This window comes from Halomonas sp. 7T (assembly GCF_025643255.1).
GTDB lineage: Bacteria > Pseudomonadota > Gammaproteobacteria > Pseudomonadales > Halomonadaceae > Vreelandella.
Map to the genome: position 1 here is coordinate 69448 of NZ_CP087112.1, position 15565 is coordinate 85012.

Annotated in this window: 16 protein-coding genes; 13 read left to right on the plus strand and 3 right to left on the minus strand. The window is 57.2% G+C overall.

Annotation, left to right across the window (positions count from 1 at the left end):
* Positions 1 to 5 precede the first annotated feature (5 nt).
* Positions 6 to 683, minus strand: coding sequence for an SOS response-associated peptidase (locus tag LOS15_RS00325; protein ID WP_263067363.1), 678 nt, complete (start codon positions 681 to 683; stop codon positions 6 to 8).
* Between the two features lie 185 nt (positions 684 to 868).
* On the opposite strand from LOS15_RS00325, the gene LOS15_RS00330 reads away from it, so the two are divergent.
* Both LOS15_RS00330 and LOS15_RS00335 read left to right on the plus strand, forming a co-directional pair.
* Entirely contained in the window at positions 869 to 1483 is a 615-nt protein-coding gene (locus LOS15_RS00330; protein ID WP_263067364.1) for a TetR/AcrR family transcriptional regulator, read from the plus strand.
* Entirely contained in the window at positions 1480 to 2142 is a 663-nt protein-coding gene (locus tag LOS15_RS00335; RefSeq protein WP_263067365.1) for a 1-acyl-sn-glycerol-3-phosphate acyltransferase, read from the plus strand. The genes LOS15_RS00330 and LOS15_RS00335 overlap by 4 nt, the downstream gene beginning before the upstream one ends.
* 27 nt (positions 2143 to 2169) lie before the next feature.
* Here the strand turns inward: LOS15_RS00335 and LOS15_RS00340 are convergent, their stop codons facing one another.
* Positions 2170 to 3444, minus strand: coding sequence for an HlyC/CorC family transporter (locus LOS15_RS00340; protein WP_263067367.1), 1275 nt, complete (start codon positions 3442 to 3444; stop codon positions 2170 to 2172).
* 101 nt (positions 3445 to 3545) lie between these two features.
* Positions 3546 to 4343, minus strand: a complete 798-nt coding sequence (locus tag LOS15_RS00345) for an inner membrane protein YpjD (RefSeq protein ID WP_263067368.1) — start codon at positions 4341 to 4343, stop codon at positions 3546 to 3548.
* Between the two features lie 204 nt (positions 4344 to 4547).
* Between LOS15_RS00345 and ffh the strand changes: the two genes are divergently transcribed.
* The 11 genes from ffh (at position 4548) to LOS15_RS00400 (ending at position 15533) form a co-directional block, all read left to right on the plus strand.
* On the plus strand, positions 4548 to 5966 hold the full coding sequence (gene ffh / locus LOS15_RS00350) for a signal recognition particle protein (protein WP_263067369.1): 1419 nt from the start codon (positions 4548 to 4550) through the stop codon (positions 5964 to 5966).
* Between the two features lie 298 nt (positions 5967 to 6264).
* The gene (gene rpsP, locus LOS15_RS00355; protein ID WP_009098555.1) at positions 6265 to 6513 is read left to right on the plus strand and encodes a 30S ribosomal protein S16; all 249 of its coding nucleotides are present in this window, start codon (positions 6265 to 6267) and stop codon (positions 6511 to 6513) included.
* Positions 6514 to 6559: 46 nt separating this feature from the next.
* Complete coding sequence (gene rimM / locus LOS15_RS00360; protein WP_263067372.1) at positions 6560 to 7105, plus strand: ribosome maturation factor RimM; 546 nt, start codon at positions 6560 to 6562, stop codon at positions 7103 to 7105.
* A gap of 110 nt (positions 7106 to 7215) precedes the next feature.
* The gene (trmD, locus tag LOS15_RS00365) at positions 7216 to 7992 is read left to right on the plus strand and encodes a tRNA (guanosine(37)-N1)-methyltransferase TrmD (protein WP_263069567.1); all 777 of its coding nucleotides are present in this window, start codon (positions 7216 to 7218) and stop codon (positions 7990 to 7992) included.
* A 150-nt stretch (positions 7993 to 8142) separates the two neighbouring features.
* On the plus strand, positions 8143 to 8499 hold the full coding sequence (gene rplS, locus LOS15_RS00370; RefSeq protein ID WP_263067373.1) for a 50S ribosomal protein L19: 357 nt from the start codon (positions 8143 to 8145) through the stop codon (positions 8497 to 8499).
* A 105-nt stretch (positions 8500 to 8604) separates the two neighbouring features.
* Positions 8605 to 9486 (plus strand): site-specific tyrosine recombinase XerD, encoded by an 882-nt coding sequence (gene xerD, locus LOS15_RS00375; RefSeq protein ID WP_263067375.1) that lies wholly within the window; start codon positions 8605 to 8607, stop codon positions 9484 to 9486.
* Positions 9487 to 9505: 19 nt separating this feature from the next.
* Positions 9506 to 10252, plus strand: a complete 747-nt coding sequence (locus LOS15_RS00380; protein ID WP_263067376.1) for a DsbC family protein — start codon at positions 9506 to 9508, stop codon at positions 10250 to 10252.
* Between the two features lie 84 nt (positions 10253 to 10336).
* Positions 10337 to 11653 (plus strand): homoserine dehydrogenase, encoded by a 1317-nt coding sequence (locus LOS15_RS00385; protein WP_263067377.1) that lies wholly within the window; start codon positions 10337 to 10339, stop codon positions 11651 to 11653.
* A 3-nt stretch (positions 11654 to 11656) separates the two neighbouring features.
* Positions 11657 to 13051: a threonine synthase gene (gene thrC, locus LOS15_RS00390; protein ID WP_263067379.1), complete on the plus strand. Its 1395-nt coding sequence runs from the start codon at positions 11657 to 11659 to the stop codon at positions 13049 to 13051.
* Positions 13048 to 14844, plus strand: a complete 1797-nt coding sequence (locus LOS15_RS00395; protein ID WP_263067380.1) for a single-stranded-DNA-specific exonuclease RecJ — start codon at positions 13048 to 13050, stop codon at positions 14842 to 14844. The genes thrC and LOS15_RS00395 overlap by 4 nt, the downstream gene beginning before the upstream one ends.
* Before the next feature lie 71 nt (positions 14845 to 14915).
* Positions 14916 to 15533: a YitT family protein gene (locus LOS15_RS00400; RefSeq protein ID WP_263067381.1), complete on the plus strand. Its 618-nt coding sequence runs from the start codon at positions 14916 to 14918 to the stop codon at positions 15531 to 15533.
* The last annotated feature ends 32 nt before the right edge of the window (positions 15534 to 15565 follow it).

Below are 15565 nucleotides of genomic sequence, written 5' to 3' on the forward strand. Positions count from 1 at the left end.
AGCTCCTAGGACACAGCCCAGCGCAGCATTGGCCCGGTCGGGTGAGCACAGGCCGGTGACTGGTAGGCAGGGTTATTCACATGTTTTGATACCGGGAAAGCGCCTAACAGTTCCAAGGGAGCGGGTGTTAATAGCGCTTCAAGATCGGTTAATTCGGTAGAGGGGGCTAGCCAGCGCGTTAATGCTTCAGGCGCAATCGTCACCGGCAAGCGGTCGGTAAGCGACGATAGGCAGGCGTTAGCCGGTACGCTGATTAACGCCGTGGAGTCGGTAAACGTGGTGAGCGTGGTGTGATAGCGGCACCAAAGCGCGCCCAATAATAGGGGGGTGCGGGCCACGTGAGTGACCAAATAGGGCTGCTTGCTGCGCGGCTGCGTTTTCCAAACGTAAAATCCGCTTACCGGTATCACGCAGCGTCTGGCGCTAAATGCGTCGTTAAACATAGCGCGGGTTTTCAGCGTTTCGGCACGTGCGCAGTGGGGGGCATGGTCAAGCACTTTTAGCCAAGGCGGGGTCAGTCCCCAAAAGAGCGGCTGCAGTCGGTACTTGCCCTGCTCAAACCGGATGGCTGAAACGGGCTGGCGAGGCGCGAGATTGGGCGACTCAATGAGGGGGTGTGGCGTCTCAAGCGAAGGTGCAAGGTGAGCAAGAGAGAGGCGTTGCACGTGTAGTCGTCCTGTCATGCCTGTCTCCTTATGCGAAATTGCCCAAAAAGGTGTGGGGAGGCGAGTAGCGATAAGAATGCGGGAATTGTAGCGTTTTAGTGTCGAAAACAGTGTTCGATGTAAGGTATCCTATATCACCCCTTGCTCACGCTAAAGCGCGATGAGGCATTCTTCCTGTTTGCCGTTGACCCTAAGAGATCGCCATGGCCCGTCCTAGACAGCATGCGCCCGATGCCCTTCACGCGCAGGTCATGTACGCTTGTGATGAGTGGTTGGCTAACCAGCCAGTCCATGGCTTGTCACTGCGTGCCTTGGCCCGAGACGTGGGCTGCGCCCCCAGTACGCTGCTAAAACTGTATGGCAGCTTTAACAACTTATTGCAGCACGTCAACGTCGAGACGCTGGCACGTTTGCAGCATACCATTACCAGCCTGCCAGCGGACGATCCTGAGCCGTGGCTGCGCTCGCTGGCGCTTGCCTATTGGCACTTTGCAGAGCAAGACTGCTATCGCTGGCAGCTGCTGTTTGACTACCCGCTGGCTCAAGAAGGCGAGCTGGATCAGCGTCAAAGTGACTTGATCGAAGCGCTTTTTATGCAAGTTGAAACGTCATTAAAACAGTATCAGCCCGCGCTGGGTGATCTAGAGGCGCGTCGTTTGGGACGCACTTTATGGGGCAGCGTTCACGGGCTGGTGCAGTTGGGTTTAAATGAGCGTTTAGGCTACTGGCAGGGGCAGCAGCTTAAAGTAGACGAATTGCTGGAACAGCTCATGAGTACCGTGCTGGCAGGCTTGCGTCATCGGGAGGCGGCGACGTGACATGGCTGGTTAAATGCGTCCGCTATGTGCTGCGTAGCGCCATCTATTTAGCCATGCGCCTCTGCTATCGGCTTAGCGTTCACGGACGTCACCACTTGCCCAGGCAGGGTGCCGCACTGGTGGTGTGTAACCACGTTAGCTTTATGGACGCGCTGGTATTGGGCGGTGCTAGCCCCAGGCCGCTGCGGTTTGTGATGGATCAGCCTATTTTCGACTCTCGCTGGCTTAAGTGGTGGTTCCAACTGGTCGGCGCTATTCCTATTGAGTCGGAACGGCATAGCCCGGGTGCGCTGCGCCGTGCGCTGGATGATGTGAGTAACGCATTACGCCAAGGTGAGATTGTGATGGTCTTCCCGGAAGGGCGTCTTACCCCCGATGGCGAGATTCACACGTTTCGTCGCGGGCTGGAAACTATCCTGGCCCGGGACAGCGTGCCGGTTATTCCGGCTGGCTTGGCGGGACTATGGGGTTCCTGGACATCGCATTACGGTGGGAAAGCACTTAAGAAGTGGCCGTCACGCTTTCGTGCGCCGGTCAGTCTTCATTTCGGCCCCCCGGTCATGGCCCAAGAGGCTGAGGATATGCTGCTACGGCGCTTTTTAGAAGCGCGTGTGCGGGCGCTGAAGGCGGCGGGCGACAATGAAATTGCCCACCGCTAGTGGGTGCCAACACGAAATGGTCGAAAGTTAGCGGCGGGGCAGGCGCTGTTTTTGCCAGCAGCGTGCTGATGTAATCAAGTTGTCGCGGATTTCCAGAATTTCCATGCGGATATTGCCGATTTGTAGGCTAGCAGGCCCCTCCGGAAACGATTCTAAGTGCTCTAAAATCAAGCCATTTAACGTTTTTGGGCCGTCGGTGGGCAGCTGCCAGCCAAGCATTTTATTGATATCGCGGATGTTGGCGGTACCTTCGATAACATGGCTGCCGTCATCTTGCTTATGAATCTCATCATCTTCCGAAACGTCGGTGGTGAACTCGCCCACAATCTCTTCAAGAATATCCTCTAGCGTTACCAGTCCCTCTACGTCGCCGTACTCATCCACCACAATGCCGATGCGGCGCTTCTGCTTTTGAAAATTAAGCAGCTGCGTATGTAGCGGCGTTGACTCGGGGATAAAGTAGGGTTCGCGAGCCTCCTGCACAATTGCCGCTTTGGTAACTTCGCTGCGTGATAAAAAACGCGCGGCGTTGCGTAAATGGAGCATGCCGATAATGTTGTTGATATCGCCTTTATAGACCGGCAAGCGGGTGTGCTGGCTGGTGCGAATTTGGGTCAGAATATCCTCAAGCGAATCGTCTAGATCGATGCCTAATACTTCGTGGCGCGGCACCAAAATATCGTTAACAGTGACGTTTTCAAGATCAAGAATCGAGAGCAGCATGGCACGGTGGCGGTAAGGAATGAGCGTGCCCGCCTCGTGAACCACCGTACGCAGCTCGTCACGGGTGAGGCTGTCACCGCCGTTCTCAACGCTTTTAACCCCCATTAACCGCAGCAGGCCGTTAGATATGACGTTAACGAGCCAAACTAATGGGTAGAGCAGTTTCAGCAACGGCTCAAGCGCCACCGACGTAGGGTAGGCAATACGTTCAGGTTTGATGGCGGCGTAGGTTTTTGGCGTAACTTCAGCAAAGATCAGGATGGTGATGGTTAACAGCGCTGTTGAGATGGCGGGTCCTGATACATCACCAAAAAAGTGGATGGCAATAATGGTGGCAATAGAAGCGGCTAAGTTGTTAACAAAATTATTGCCAATCAGGATGACGCCAATCAGTCGATCAGGGCGCGAAAGCAGGCGTAGAACACGCTTTGCGCGACGATCACCGCTGCTAGCCTGGTGGCTTAGGCGGTAGCGGTTTATCGACATCATGCCTGTTTCAGAACTGGAGAAGAAGGCAGACAGCAGTATCAAGATAGCTAGCAGGCCGAACAGTAACCCCAGGGGGAAGTCGTCGCTCAAGTCGAAAGTTCCTTTATGGCGTATCAGGCTCGATTTGTAGAAGCAAGGCGGTTGCGTGTCAAGCGCGTGAACACTGAAGGCGCATCGTTAAGTTATCAGGCTTAGCGATTAAGTAAAATTTCCAATACAAATTTGCTGCCAAAATAAGCCAGTATGAGCAGGCCGCAGCCGCCCAGTGTCCAGCGGACGGCACGCATGCCGCGCCAGCCAAACCGGTAGCGTCCTATCAGCAGCGTAGTGAAAATAATCCAAGCCCCCAGCGAGAGAACCGTTTTATGGGCCAAGTGCTGGGCAAAAAAGTTATCGAGGAAAATTAGCCCGCTGGCAATCGACAGCGTGAGCAGCAAAATGCCTGCCCAGACCAGTTCAAACAGCACCCGCTCCATGGTAGTAAGCGGCGGCAATGACTGCACAATGCCGCGGATATGGTGATGGCGCAGCGCTTGGTTTTGCAAGCCGACGAGCACCGCCTGTACGGCAGCAATCGCCAGGATTGCAAAGGCCAGCGCAGAGCTGACAGCGTGTAGAAATATACCGGGCGTTAAACCGCTTTGGCTGCCTTGGCTAGGGAGCCAAGTGGCCACAATGAGCGCGATGCCCGCTAAGGGGAAGAGTACTATCCCTGCGTTTAGTACGGGTTTGAATAGGCTGGCAACCAGCACGACGTTGACCGCAACGGCCATTAATAACGTGGCACTGGTGGTAAATCCAGGTAAAAGCCCAGGGGCTTCACCCACCAGCTGCACCACAACCGGGATGTGCAGTAAAAGACCCAGCGCGCCTAATAAGCGCACCATGCCTTGCCGGGGTGGAACCCGACGAAACAGCGTCATACCCTGCCAAATGGCAGCGGCAACATAAACAACAAAAGCGATCGTGGCGAAAGGGAGCGCCTGCATGATGCTATCCGTGCGCCTTGCAGCGCGTTGCTGTGAAATCAATCAATCTTAAATTAACGCCTACTATAACGAATCACGGCGGCGTCGCACAGCCATGGATAGCCAACGCTGTCACCATGGAGACTCGCGGCGTGAGCGCGTATAATCGTTATCCACATTCGTCCGGTGAATCCGCCCGGCGACAGCGACGGAGGCAGAGGCCCCATGTTTCAGAATCTGAGCGAGCGTCTTTCCCAGACGCTGAAGTCGATTAAAGGCCAGGCACGGCTGACCGACGACAATATCAAAGACACCCTGCGCGAGGTGCGTAAAGCACTGCTTGAGGCGGACGTTGCGCTGCCAGTCGTGAAGGCGTTTATTGAGCGCGTGCGTGAACGTGCGGTGGGCCAAGAGGTTTCTAAGAGCCTCTCGCCAGGTCAGCAATTTGTCAAAATTGTTCAGCAAGAGCTGGAAGCGATTATGGGCGAGGCCAACGAAGGCCTAACGCTCAAAGGGTCTCCGGCCGTGGTGCTGATGGCTGGTTTGCAGGGGGCCGGTAAAACTACCTCGGTTGCCAAACTGGCCCGCTACTTGCGCGAGCGAGAAAAGAAAAAAGTGCTGGTGGTCTCGGCTGACGTATACCGTCCGGCGGCAATCGACCAGCTAGAAACGCTGGCTAAAGAAGTCCAAGTTGATTTTTTCCCATCGCGTTCCGATGAGAAGCCGGTTGATATTGCCACAGCGGCCATTAAGCACGCCAAAATCCAGTTCCATGATGTTGTCTTGGTAGATACCGCGGGCCGCCTAGCCATCGATGAAGCCATGATGGCGGAAATCCAGGCGTTGCATAAAGCCATTTCACCGGATGAAACGCTGTTCGTCGTCGATGCTATGACCGGCCAGGATGCGGTGAATACGGCCAAAGCGTTTAATGAAGCGCTGCCGCTGACCGGGGTGATTCTTACCAAGGCCGATGGTGACGCCCGTGGCGGTGCCGCGCTGTCCGTTCGCCATGTCACAGGCAAGCCGATTAAGTTTATGGGTGTCGGTGAGAAGGTCGACGCCCTTGAGCCTTTCCACCCGGATCGCGTGGCCTCGCGGATTCTGGGAATGGGCGACATGCTGTCGCTTATTGAAGAGGCCGAGCGCACGGTAGATAAAGACAAAGCTGCTCAGCTTGCCAAGAAGGTCAAAAAAGGCGATGGCTTTGATCTAGAGGATTTCCGCGACCAGCTGCAACAGCTTAAAAAAATGGGCGGCATGGGCGGCCTTCTGGGCAAGTTGCCCGGTATGGGGCAAATGGCGGAGATGGCCCAAGGCCCCGGCCCTGAGAAAGAGCTGGGCAAGCTTGAAGCACTCATCAATTCCATGACGCCGAAAGAGCGTCGTGCGCCTGATATCATCAACGGCTCTCGTAAGCGTCGCATTGCGGCGGGTGCTGGCCTGCAGGTGCCTGATTTAAATCGTCTGCTGAAGCAGCACAAGCAAATGCAGAAAATGATGAAGAAGGCCGGTAAGAAGGGCGGCATGCAGAAAATGATGCGGGGAATGTCCGGCATGATGGGCGGTGGTGGCCCCGGCGGTCCTGGTGGCCCAGGTGGTATGGGTGGCATGGGCGGCCCCGGCGGTTTGCCTTGGCGTTAAGCCGTTGATCACCGTTAATGAAGGCTTCGCAAGGTTGACGGCCTAAGAGTTTTCTGGCTGTCAGGCTTTCCAAGCCGGGCGCATTTGCGTAGAATGCGGCCTCTTCATGCGTGGGTGTTGGCACTGCTATGCGTAATTGTAGCCACGGCACCTTGTATTGAAGTGCTTAAAGTACTTTGTTATCACTGACTTATTTATGTGAGTGATCGCAGTACCCTGAAATCAGCATGATGAGTGTTCTGATAGCGATGTGCGCTATTTCACACTCTCGTAACCTCAACCGAAGGATAGTTATCGTATGGTTACCATTCGTTTGGCACGTGGTGGCGCCAAGAAGCGTCCCTTTTATCACCTGACTGTTACCGACTCGCGCAACGCCCGTGACGGCCGTTTCATCGAGCGTATCGGCTTCTTCAACCCGGTTGCCCGTGGTCAGGAAGAGCGTCTGCGCGTCGATCTGGACCGTGTGACTCACTGGCAGAGCCAAGGCGCCCAGCTGTCTGGTCGTGTTGCTGAGTTGGTTAAAGAAGCACGTAAGCAGGCCTAAGCTTGTTGTCGCGTGTTAAGTGCTGTTGCCGTTGGAGCTGTCGTCGATGACGCGTTTTGAAACTAGCCATACAGACGGCGCACATGTGGTGCTTGGTAAGCTCACCAGTCCCCACGGGATAAAAGGTTGGCTAAAGGTGTACTCCTATACCAGCCCCATGGACAGCATTTTGCAATACCCCGAGTGGTGGGTGCGCCAGGGTGATGCCCTGACGAAGATGACCATTGTTCAGGGGCGTCGGCAAGGTAAAGGCTTAGTGGTTCAGCTAAAGGGTATTGATGACCGGACGGCGGCGGAAGCGCTGGCGCAAACGGATATTCTAATGCCGAAAGAGTCACTTCCTACGCTTTCCGACGATGAATATTACTGGCATGAGCTTGAAGGCCTAACGGTTTTCACTCAGTCAGGCGAGCGGTTAGGGCAGGTCAGCTACCTGTTTGAAACCGGCGCCAACGATGTCATGGTGGTGCGTGGTGATAACGACGCGATCGACAAGCGCGAGCGTCTGTTACCTTTTTTGCCCGATGATGTGATTGTTGAAATCAGCCCGGAAAATGGCCGTATGGTTGTTAACTGGGATCCCGAGTTCTGAAAATAGGTTTGAAAACAGCGTTGAATAAACCGACTTCGAATGAGCTTACGGCAACTGATTCATCAGCCCTTGCATCAAGCGATGAAAAAGAGACAGAGCGCGTGCCTGCAATGTGGATTGGCGTGGTGTCGTTGTTTCCCGAGATGTTCGATGCGATTACCCAGCAAGGTGTGGTAGGTCGAGCAGTAGAGAAACAGCGTATTGCCCTGGAGTTTTGGAATCCACGCGATTATGCCACTGACCGCCACCGCAGCGTGGACGACCGCCCGTATGGCGGCGGCCCCGGAATGCTGATGAAGGTAGACACCCTGCGTGCTGCTATCTTCGATGCTCGCCAGCGAGCAGAACAGGCGACCGGCAAAACGCCAACGGTGATTTACCTTTCGCCCCAAGGGCGCAAGTTGGATCAGCAGGGCGTGCAGTTGCTAGCTTCAGCAGGCCCCTTAGTCGTTGTTGCGGGCCGCTATGAAGGCATTGACGAGCGCGTGGTGGAGAGTGACATCGATGAAGAGTGGTCAATTGGCGATTATGTGCTGAGCGGTGGTGAACTGCCTGCCATGGTGCTGATTGACGCAGCGGCAAGGCTGGTACCCGGCGTGTTGGGCCACCAGGACTCCGCTATCGAAGACTCGTTTAATGACGGCTTGTTAGACTGTCCGCACTATACCCGTCCTGATGTCATCGACGGGCGCCAAGTGCCTGAGGTGCTGCTGAGTGGTAACCATGCAGCTATCAAGCGCTGGCGTGCAAAGCAGTCGCTGGGACGTACCTGGCAGCGTCGTCCTGATTTACTGGCAGGGCGCACTCTTAACGCCGAGCAGCAGGCGCTGCTAGACGAGTTTATCGAGGAACACGCTTTGCCCCCTACGGCGGGAAGCCGCACGTAGACCAAAGCGGCGGTGCAGGACGACAGCAGCCAGCGTGCGTACCTGCGTCACCCATAACGACTCCCGCGTAGCTCGTTTCGAGCGCCGGGATCACGGTTTGCCCCTTCCACAACTGCGTGGCAAGCCATTACGTTATTTAGGAGTATCAAGATGAGCAGTAAGAACAAGGTGATCCAGGCGATCGAATCTGAGCAAATGAGCAAAGAGATTCCTGTATTTGCTCCGGGCGACACCATTGTCGTTCAAGTAAAAGTTAAGGAAGGCACCCGCGAGCGTCTGCAGGCGTTTGAAGGTGTGGTCATTGGTAAGCGTAACCGTGGCCTGAACTCCGCGTTCACCGTACGTAAAATTTCTCACGGTGTTGGCGTTGAGCGTACTTTCCAGACCTACAGCCCGCTGGTTGACTCTATTGAAGTCAAGCGTCGTGGTGACGTTCGCCAAGCCAAGCTTTACTACCTGCGCGAGCGCAGCGGCAAGTCGGCGCGTATCAAGGAAAAGCTGGCTTAATCGCCACTTTTTCACGGGCGCTCGGCGCCCGGATACAAGACCCCGTCTCCGCTCTGCGGGGCGGGGTTTTTATTTGCGGAGCCATACTCTTGAGACCGTTAGCCTATGAGCGTAGTTGATGCTTTTCTAGATGCCCTATGGCTTGAACAAGGGGCAAGCGATCATACGCTAGCGGCCTACCGACACGATTTAACAGCTTGGCAGCATCAGCTTGAGGCGGAGGGGGAAACGCTGCTCAGCCCTTCGCCGCAACGCTTTGCTGAATGGCTGGAGCGCCGTCGAGAGCAGGGGTATCAGCTGCGCAGTAATGCACGGCTGCTTTCTTCTCTGCGCAGCTTCTACCGCTGGGCGCGTCTTTATGGACATATTGAGCATGACCCATTGGCTGATATTACCCTGCCCTCCGTGCGGCCGAGTCTACCCAATACCTTGGAAGAAGATGAAGTCGAGCGTTTGCTGATGGCCCCGGATGTGAGTACGCCGCTGGGCGTGCGTGACCGCACTATGCTGGAACTTTTATACGCCTGTGGGCTGCGCGTCTCAGAGCTTGTAGGATTGACCGGTGATGCAGTCAATTTGCGTCAAGGGGTAGTGCGGGTGCGGGGAAAAGGTGACAAAGACCGCTTAGTGCCCATGGGGGAGGAGGCCGCCGAATGGCTGGCACGCTACATGGAAACCACAAGGCCGTTGCTCATGCAGGATCCTACGCGCCCAGCGCTGTTTCCTGGCCGGGCGGGCAAGGCCATGACGCGACAGACGTTTTGGCACCGCATTAAAGCCCACGCGATTACTGCGGGTATTTCACGGCCGCTGTCGCCGCACACGCTGCGACATGCCTTTGCGACTCACTTATTGAATCATGGGGCTAATTTGCGGGTCGTACAGCTGCTGTTAGGACATAGCGACCTATCCACCACGCAAATTTATACGCATGTTGCCCAGGCGCGCCTGGAGCAGCTGCATGCTGAACATCATCCGCGAGGTTAATCAAAGAATGCACCAATGTATGCCGTCAGTTGCAAAATCCTGTGCGCCTTGGCTAGTGTTGGCAGGCAGTTTGCTGCCCGCGGCTGCGTTCGCTGATGCCATCACCGAACGTCTTGCTGAGAATTTACAGGTTAACGGCCAGCCGATGCCGGTAGAGCAGGTGAACGCCACGCCGATGGAAGGGCTTTATCACGTTCGTTTGGAGAGCGGCGAGTCGTTTTATTCCAATGCGGACGGCAGCCATTTTTTGGTAGGGGATCTTTACCAAAATGCGGATAATGGGCTGGTGAATTTAACCGAGCAGTCCCGCAATCAAGAGCGCGCAGCGGCGCTGGCAGCGATTCCAGAGAGCGAGCGTGTGGTCTTTCGGGGTGTCGATGAGCCCAAAGCCACGGTGGTGGTGTTTACCGATCCCACCTGCCCCTACTGCGAACGCTTGCATGAGACCATACCCGAGCTTAATGCGCGGGGAGTTGCGGTACACTACCTAGCCTTTCCACGGGCCGGAATGGCCAGCGGCGCTGCCAACACCCTGCAGCAAGTCTGGTGCTCTGATAATCGCAGTGAGGCGATGAATCAGGCCAAAGAGGGGCAGGCGATTGCCGCGAGCGCTAACTGCGATAACCCAGTGGCAGATCAGTACGGCCTGGGGCAAGCGCTGGGCGTGCAGGGCACCCCAGCCATCCTGTTGCCAGACGGGCAGCTGGTGCCTGGATTTGTACCCGCCGAGCGGCTTGTTGCCATGTTAGGCTTGGAAGACGAATAACGTCACCTGAGTGACGAATGATCACGCTGAGACACTGATTAAGAAGCGGCACCTGCGGGTGCCCAACACGAAAGGGGAAGTATTTTGAAACCGGTAAGAGTAGGCATTTGTGGGTTAGGCACTGTCGGCGGCGGCACCTTTAACGTATTGACGCGCAACGCGGACGATATTAGCCGCCGCGCAGGCCGCCCGATTGTGATTGAGCAGGTTGCCCACCGCAGTATTCATCCCGACTGCGATATTACCGGCATTAACGCGACATCCGATGTCTTCGAGGTGGCAAACAACCCCAGCGTAGACGTGCTGGTTGAGCTGATTGGCGGCTACGATATTGCCCGCGAGCTGGTACTCACCGCGATTGCCAACGGCAAGCACGTGGTCACCGCGAATAAAGCGCTCATCGCGGTTCACGGTAACGAGATTTTCCGTGCGGCCCACGAGAAAGGCGTCATCGTCGCGTTTGAGGCCGCGGTGGCTGGCGGTATTCCGGTGATTAAATCCCTGCGCGAAGGCCTCGGTGCCAACCGCATTGAGTGGGTAGCCGGCATCATCAACGGCACCGGCAACTACATTCTGACCCATATGCGTGACGAAGGCCGTGCCTTTGAAGACGTACTGGCCGAAGCGCAGGCGCTGGGCTACGCCGAATCTGACCCCACCTTCGATGTGGAAGGGATTGATGCGGCCCACAAGCTGACCATTCTTGCCTCCATTGCGTACGGTGTGCCGTTGCAGTTTGAAAAAGCCTTTACGGAAGGTATTTCGCGCATTACCGCTGAAGACGTGGAGCAGGCCGACAACCTCGGTTATGTCATCAAGCACCTGGGTATCTCCAAGCGAACCGATCAGGGCCTTGAGCTGCGTGTCCACCCCACACTGATTCCTAAAGAGCGTCTGCTGGCCAATGTGCATGGCGTGAAAAATGCCATTGCGGTGATGGGTGACGCGGTTGGCCCCACGCTGTATTACGGCGCGGGCGCGGGTGCCGAGCCGACAGCGTCTGCGGTGGTTGCGGACCTGCTAGACGTGGCGCGGGATATCACTACCGACCACCACTACCGGGTGCCTTACCTGGCGTTTAGCGGCATTGATGAAGACGTTAGCCAGCTGCCGATTATGCCCATGGAAGATATTACCACGGCGTACTATCTGCGCCTGCTAGCGGTAGACCGCCCGGGTGTACTGGCCCGCGTGGCCACCATTCTGGCCGAGCAGGGCATCTCCATTGAAGCGCTGATTCAGAAAGAAGCCACTGAAGGCGAACTGGTGCCGATCATTCTGCTGACCCACCGCACTAAAGAGAAGCAGATGAACGAAGCCATCCGTGAGATTGAAGCCATGGCCGATATCGCAGGCCCTGTCACGCGCATCCGCGTGGAAAGCCTGGACGAGGGAGAGTAACCCATGCGCTATATCAGCACGCGCGGGCAAGCGCCCGCCCTCTCGTTTGAAGAGGTGGTGCTCACCGGTATGGCCAGCGATGGCGGCCTCTACGTACCGGAAACACTGCCTGAGTTCTCTAAAGAAGAGCTGGCCGAGATGGCCGGGCTCTCCTATGCCGAGATCGCTTTTCGAGTGATGAAGCCGTTTGTGAACGGTGAAATCGATGACGACACCTTCCGCCGTTTGGTGACCGAGGCGTACGCCACGTTCAACCACGATGCAGTGTTACCGCTGAAGCAGTTAGACGCCAGCCACTTCCTGCTGGAGCAGTTCCACGGCCCGACGCTGGCGTTTAAAGACGTGGCGCTGCAGCTGCTGGGGCGGCTGCTGGATCATTTCCTGAAAAAGCGCAACGAGCGCGCAGTCATCATGGGGGCAACCTCGGGTGATACCGGCTCTGCGGCGATTGAAGGCTGCCGCCACTGCGACAACCTCGATATCTTTATTCTGCATCCCCATAACCGGGTGTCCGAAGTGCAGCGTCGCCAGATGACCTCGGTACTGGCGAATAACGTCTTTAACATCGCCATTGAAGGCAACTTTGACGATGCCCAGGCAATGGTTAAGGCGAGCTTTGCCAACCAAGACTTCTTGAACGGCACGCGGCTTGTGGCGGTGAACTCGATCAACTGGGCACGCATCATGGCTCAGATTGTTTACTACATCGCTTCAGGCGTGGCTCTTGGTGCGCCTCAGCGGGAAGTGAGCTTCTGCGTTCCGTCGGCTAACTTTGGTAACGTCTTTGCAGGCTACATGGCCTACAAGATGGGCCTGCCGGTGAAGCAGTTCATCATTGCCACCAATGCTAACGACATCCTGCACCGCACCCTGGCGGCCAACGACTTCTCCAAAAAAGAGCTGGCGGCCACGCTGGCACCCTCGATGGATATCGTCGTGTCGTCCAACTTTGAGCGCCTGCTGTTTGATGCCTACGACCGTGACGGTGCCGCCGTGGCAGCCCTGCTGGAACGCTTTCAGCAAGAGCCCACCGCGCTTGCCGTTGCGCCGCTGGCCAAACTGCGCGAGAAGTTCGCCAGCTACAGCGTCGATGACGAAACGATCCTGGAAGTGATTCGTGAAGCGCACCACCGCACCGGCGAGATTCTTGATCCGCATACGGCCACCGGCTACCGAGCGGCCGAGCGCGCACGTGCAGACTCGACGACGCCTGTGATCACCCTGGCTACCGCCCACCCGGCGAAATTCGCCGAAGCGGTGGTGAAAGCGGGCTTCCAGGGCGTGCCGCTGCCGACCCACATGGATGACCTGCTAGAACGCGAAGAGCGCTATACGGTGCTGCCCGCAGAGCTAAGCGCGGTACAGCAGTTCGTTGCTGACAACCGCCGGGTGACATGACCCAGGTGTCAACATTGTCTCAGCAGAGTAGCCAGCCCCGCCTAGAGCCTCGTCCCCTGGACGAGGCTGTCTATTTGCGTGCCCAGGCAGAAGGGTTGAGCGAGCTACAGGCGCGGCTCTTGGCATCGCGGCTGCCTGGCTATACTGGAGAGCTTGCGCCGCTGGTAGCACCGAGCCTGCGCTACCTCGTGCACCCTGAAAAACTCGCCGATGGCCGCCGTGCGGCAGAGCGCATTGCGCAAGCGGTGTCCGAAGGCGAGTCTATTGGTATTCTGACCGACTATGACGTGGACGGCATTACCTCCCACGTGGTGATTCGGCGCACGCTGGTGGAGCTGTTTGGCGTGCCCGAACACAAGCTACACAGTTTAATTGGCCACCGCATTCACGACGGCTACGGCATCAGCCTGCCGCTGGTGGAGCGAACGCTCAGTTTAAAACCGCTGCCGACGCTGGTGATTACCGCCGACTGCGGCAGCTCCGACGAGCCGCGCATTGCGCGCTTAAAAGCGGCGGGTATTGATGTGGTGGTCAGCGACCACCATGCGCTGCCTCTGGAAGGCCCGCCGCCTTCGGCCTACGCCTGCGTGAACCCCACTCGAAGCGACTGCGCTTACCCGGATAAAACCATTGCAGGCTGCATGGTGGCCTGGCTGCTGATGTCGCTTGCCCGCGGCGTTTTGGTGGAGTGGGGCGCGTTGCCGGAGGCCACGCCCAAGCTCTCACCGTGGCTCTCCTACGTGGCGTTAGGCACTGTGGCGGACTGTGTATCGCTGGGTGGAAGCCCCGCCAACCGTGCGGTGGTGAGCTATGGCTTGACGCTGATCAACCGCATGGACGCCGCCTGCTGGCGAGCAATGGCCGCGCGCTTGGGGGCGGATAGCGTGCCCTTCAATGCCGAAACCTTGGCGTTCCAGATGGGCCCGAGGATCAACGCCCGTTCACGGCTGGATGACCCTTACGCGGCGCTGCATTTTATGCTGGCAGAAAGCGACGGCGTCGCGAACCGTCAGCTTGAAGTGCTTGACCAAGATAACCAGTCCCGCAAGGCGATTGAGGCGGATATGGCGGAAGAGGCGCGGGCGCTAGCCGTTCCTGCTTTAGAGGCCAACGAGCCTGCGGTGGTGGTGCTGCTAGAAGATGGCCACCCCGGCGTACAGGGCATTGTCGCCTCGCGTTTAGTGCAGGCCTATGGACGTCCTGCACTGGTGCTGACGCGGGCAGCAGCCCCCAATATGCTCACCGGCTCCGGTCGCTCGATTGAGGGGCTGCACCTAAGAGATGCCCTGCAGCGCACCTTTGAGCTGGTGCCAGAGGCGTTACCTCGCTTTGGAGGGCACAGTGGGGCCGCAGGTGTAGGCGTGCCACGGGATCAGCTGGCAGCCTTCAAAGCCGCGTTTTTGCAGGCAGTGGGTGAACAGTTGGGTGACACACCCCTCTACCCGCGTTTGTGGACCGATGGCGAGCTCTCCACCGCCCAGCTGTCACTGACGACGCTGGTGGAAATCGAGACGTTAGGCCCCTACGGGCGCGAGTTCGATCCGCCGCTGTTTGAGGGGCGCTTTATTGTGGAAGCGCTACGCCCGGTGGGCGCAGAGGGCTCGCACCTGATGATGGAGCTGTCTATGGGCGCGGTGACCAGCAAAGCGATTTGGTTTCGCGCACTAACGCCTGGGGAGCTGCCCTCGTTTAGCGTGGGTGATACGCTGCACTGCGCTTACAAGCTCAATCGCAACCGCTGGCGCGGTCGCGAGTCCTTGCAACTGATGGTTGAGCACGCTAGCCCCGTTTAACACTCTCCGCTATCCTCGCGTTCTTGGCCGCTCAAGCGGCCACCCCAACAATCCTCAAAAAGGACGCATCAATGCGGATGGAAGACCTTCCTAAGGACCCCCATAAGCCCTACGAAGACATTATGGCGATGCTCTTAGGCACGTTCTTTGTGGCGCTGGGAGTGACGTTTTACACCCACGCGGTGCTGCTCACTGGGAGTACGGCGGGGCTGGCACTGCTGTTGAACTACATGACGGGGTGGGGGTTTGGCGTATGGTTCTTTGCCATCAACCTGCCGTTTTACTACCTGGCGATTAAGCGGATGGGGTGGAGTTTTACGCTGCGCACTTTTTTGGCTATTGGCTTGGTGTCGCTGTTTTCAGAGCTCACCCAAGGGTGGGTCGAATTTGCCAACGTGCCGTCGCTCTACGCGGCCCTGATGGGCGGCGCGCTGATGGGGATTGGCATGCTGATGCTGTTTCGCCACCGTACTAGCCTTGGCGGCATCAATATTCTCGCGCTCTACCTGCAGGATAAGCATGGCCTGCGGGCAGGCTACGTGCAGCTCGGAATCGATGGCGTGATTCTGCTTATCGCACTGACTCAGCTCCCCCTGGACCGCGTGGGCTACTCGGTATTGGGGGCGCTGACGCTTAATCTGATTATCGCCCTGAACCACAAGCCAGGGCGCTATATCGGCGTGAGTTAGCGGTCACTTCAGCTCGCTGAGCTAAGCCAGAA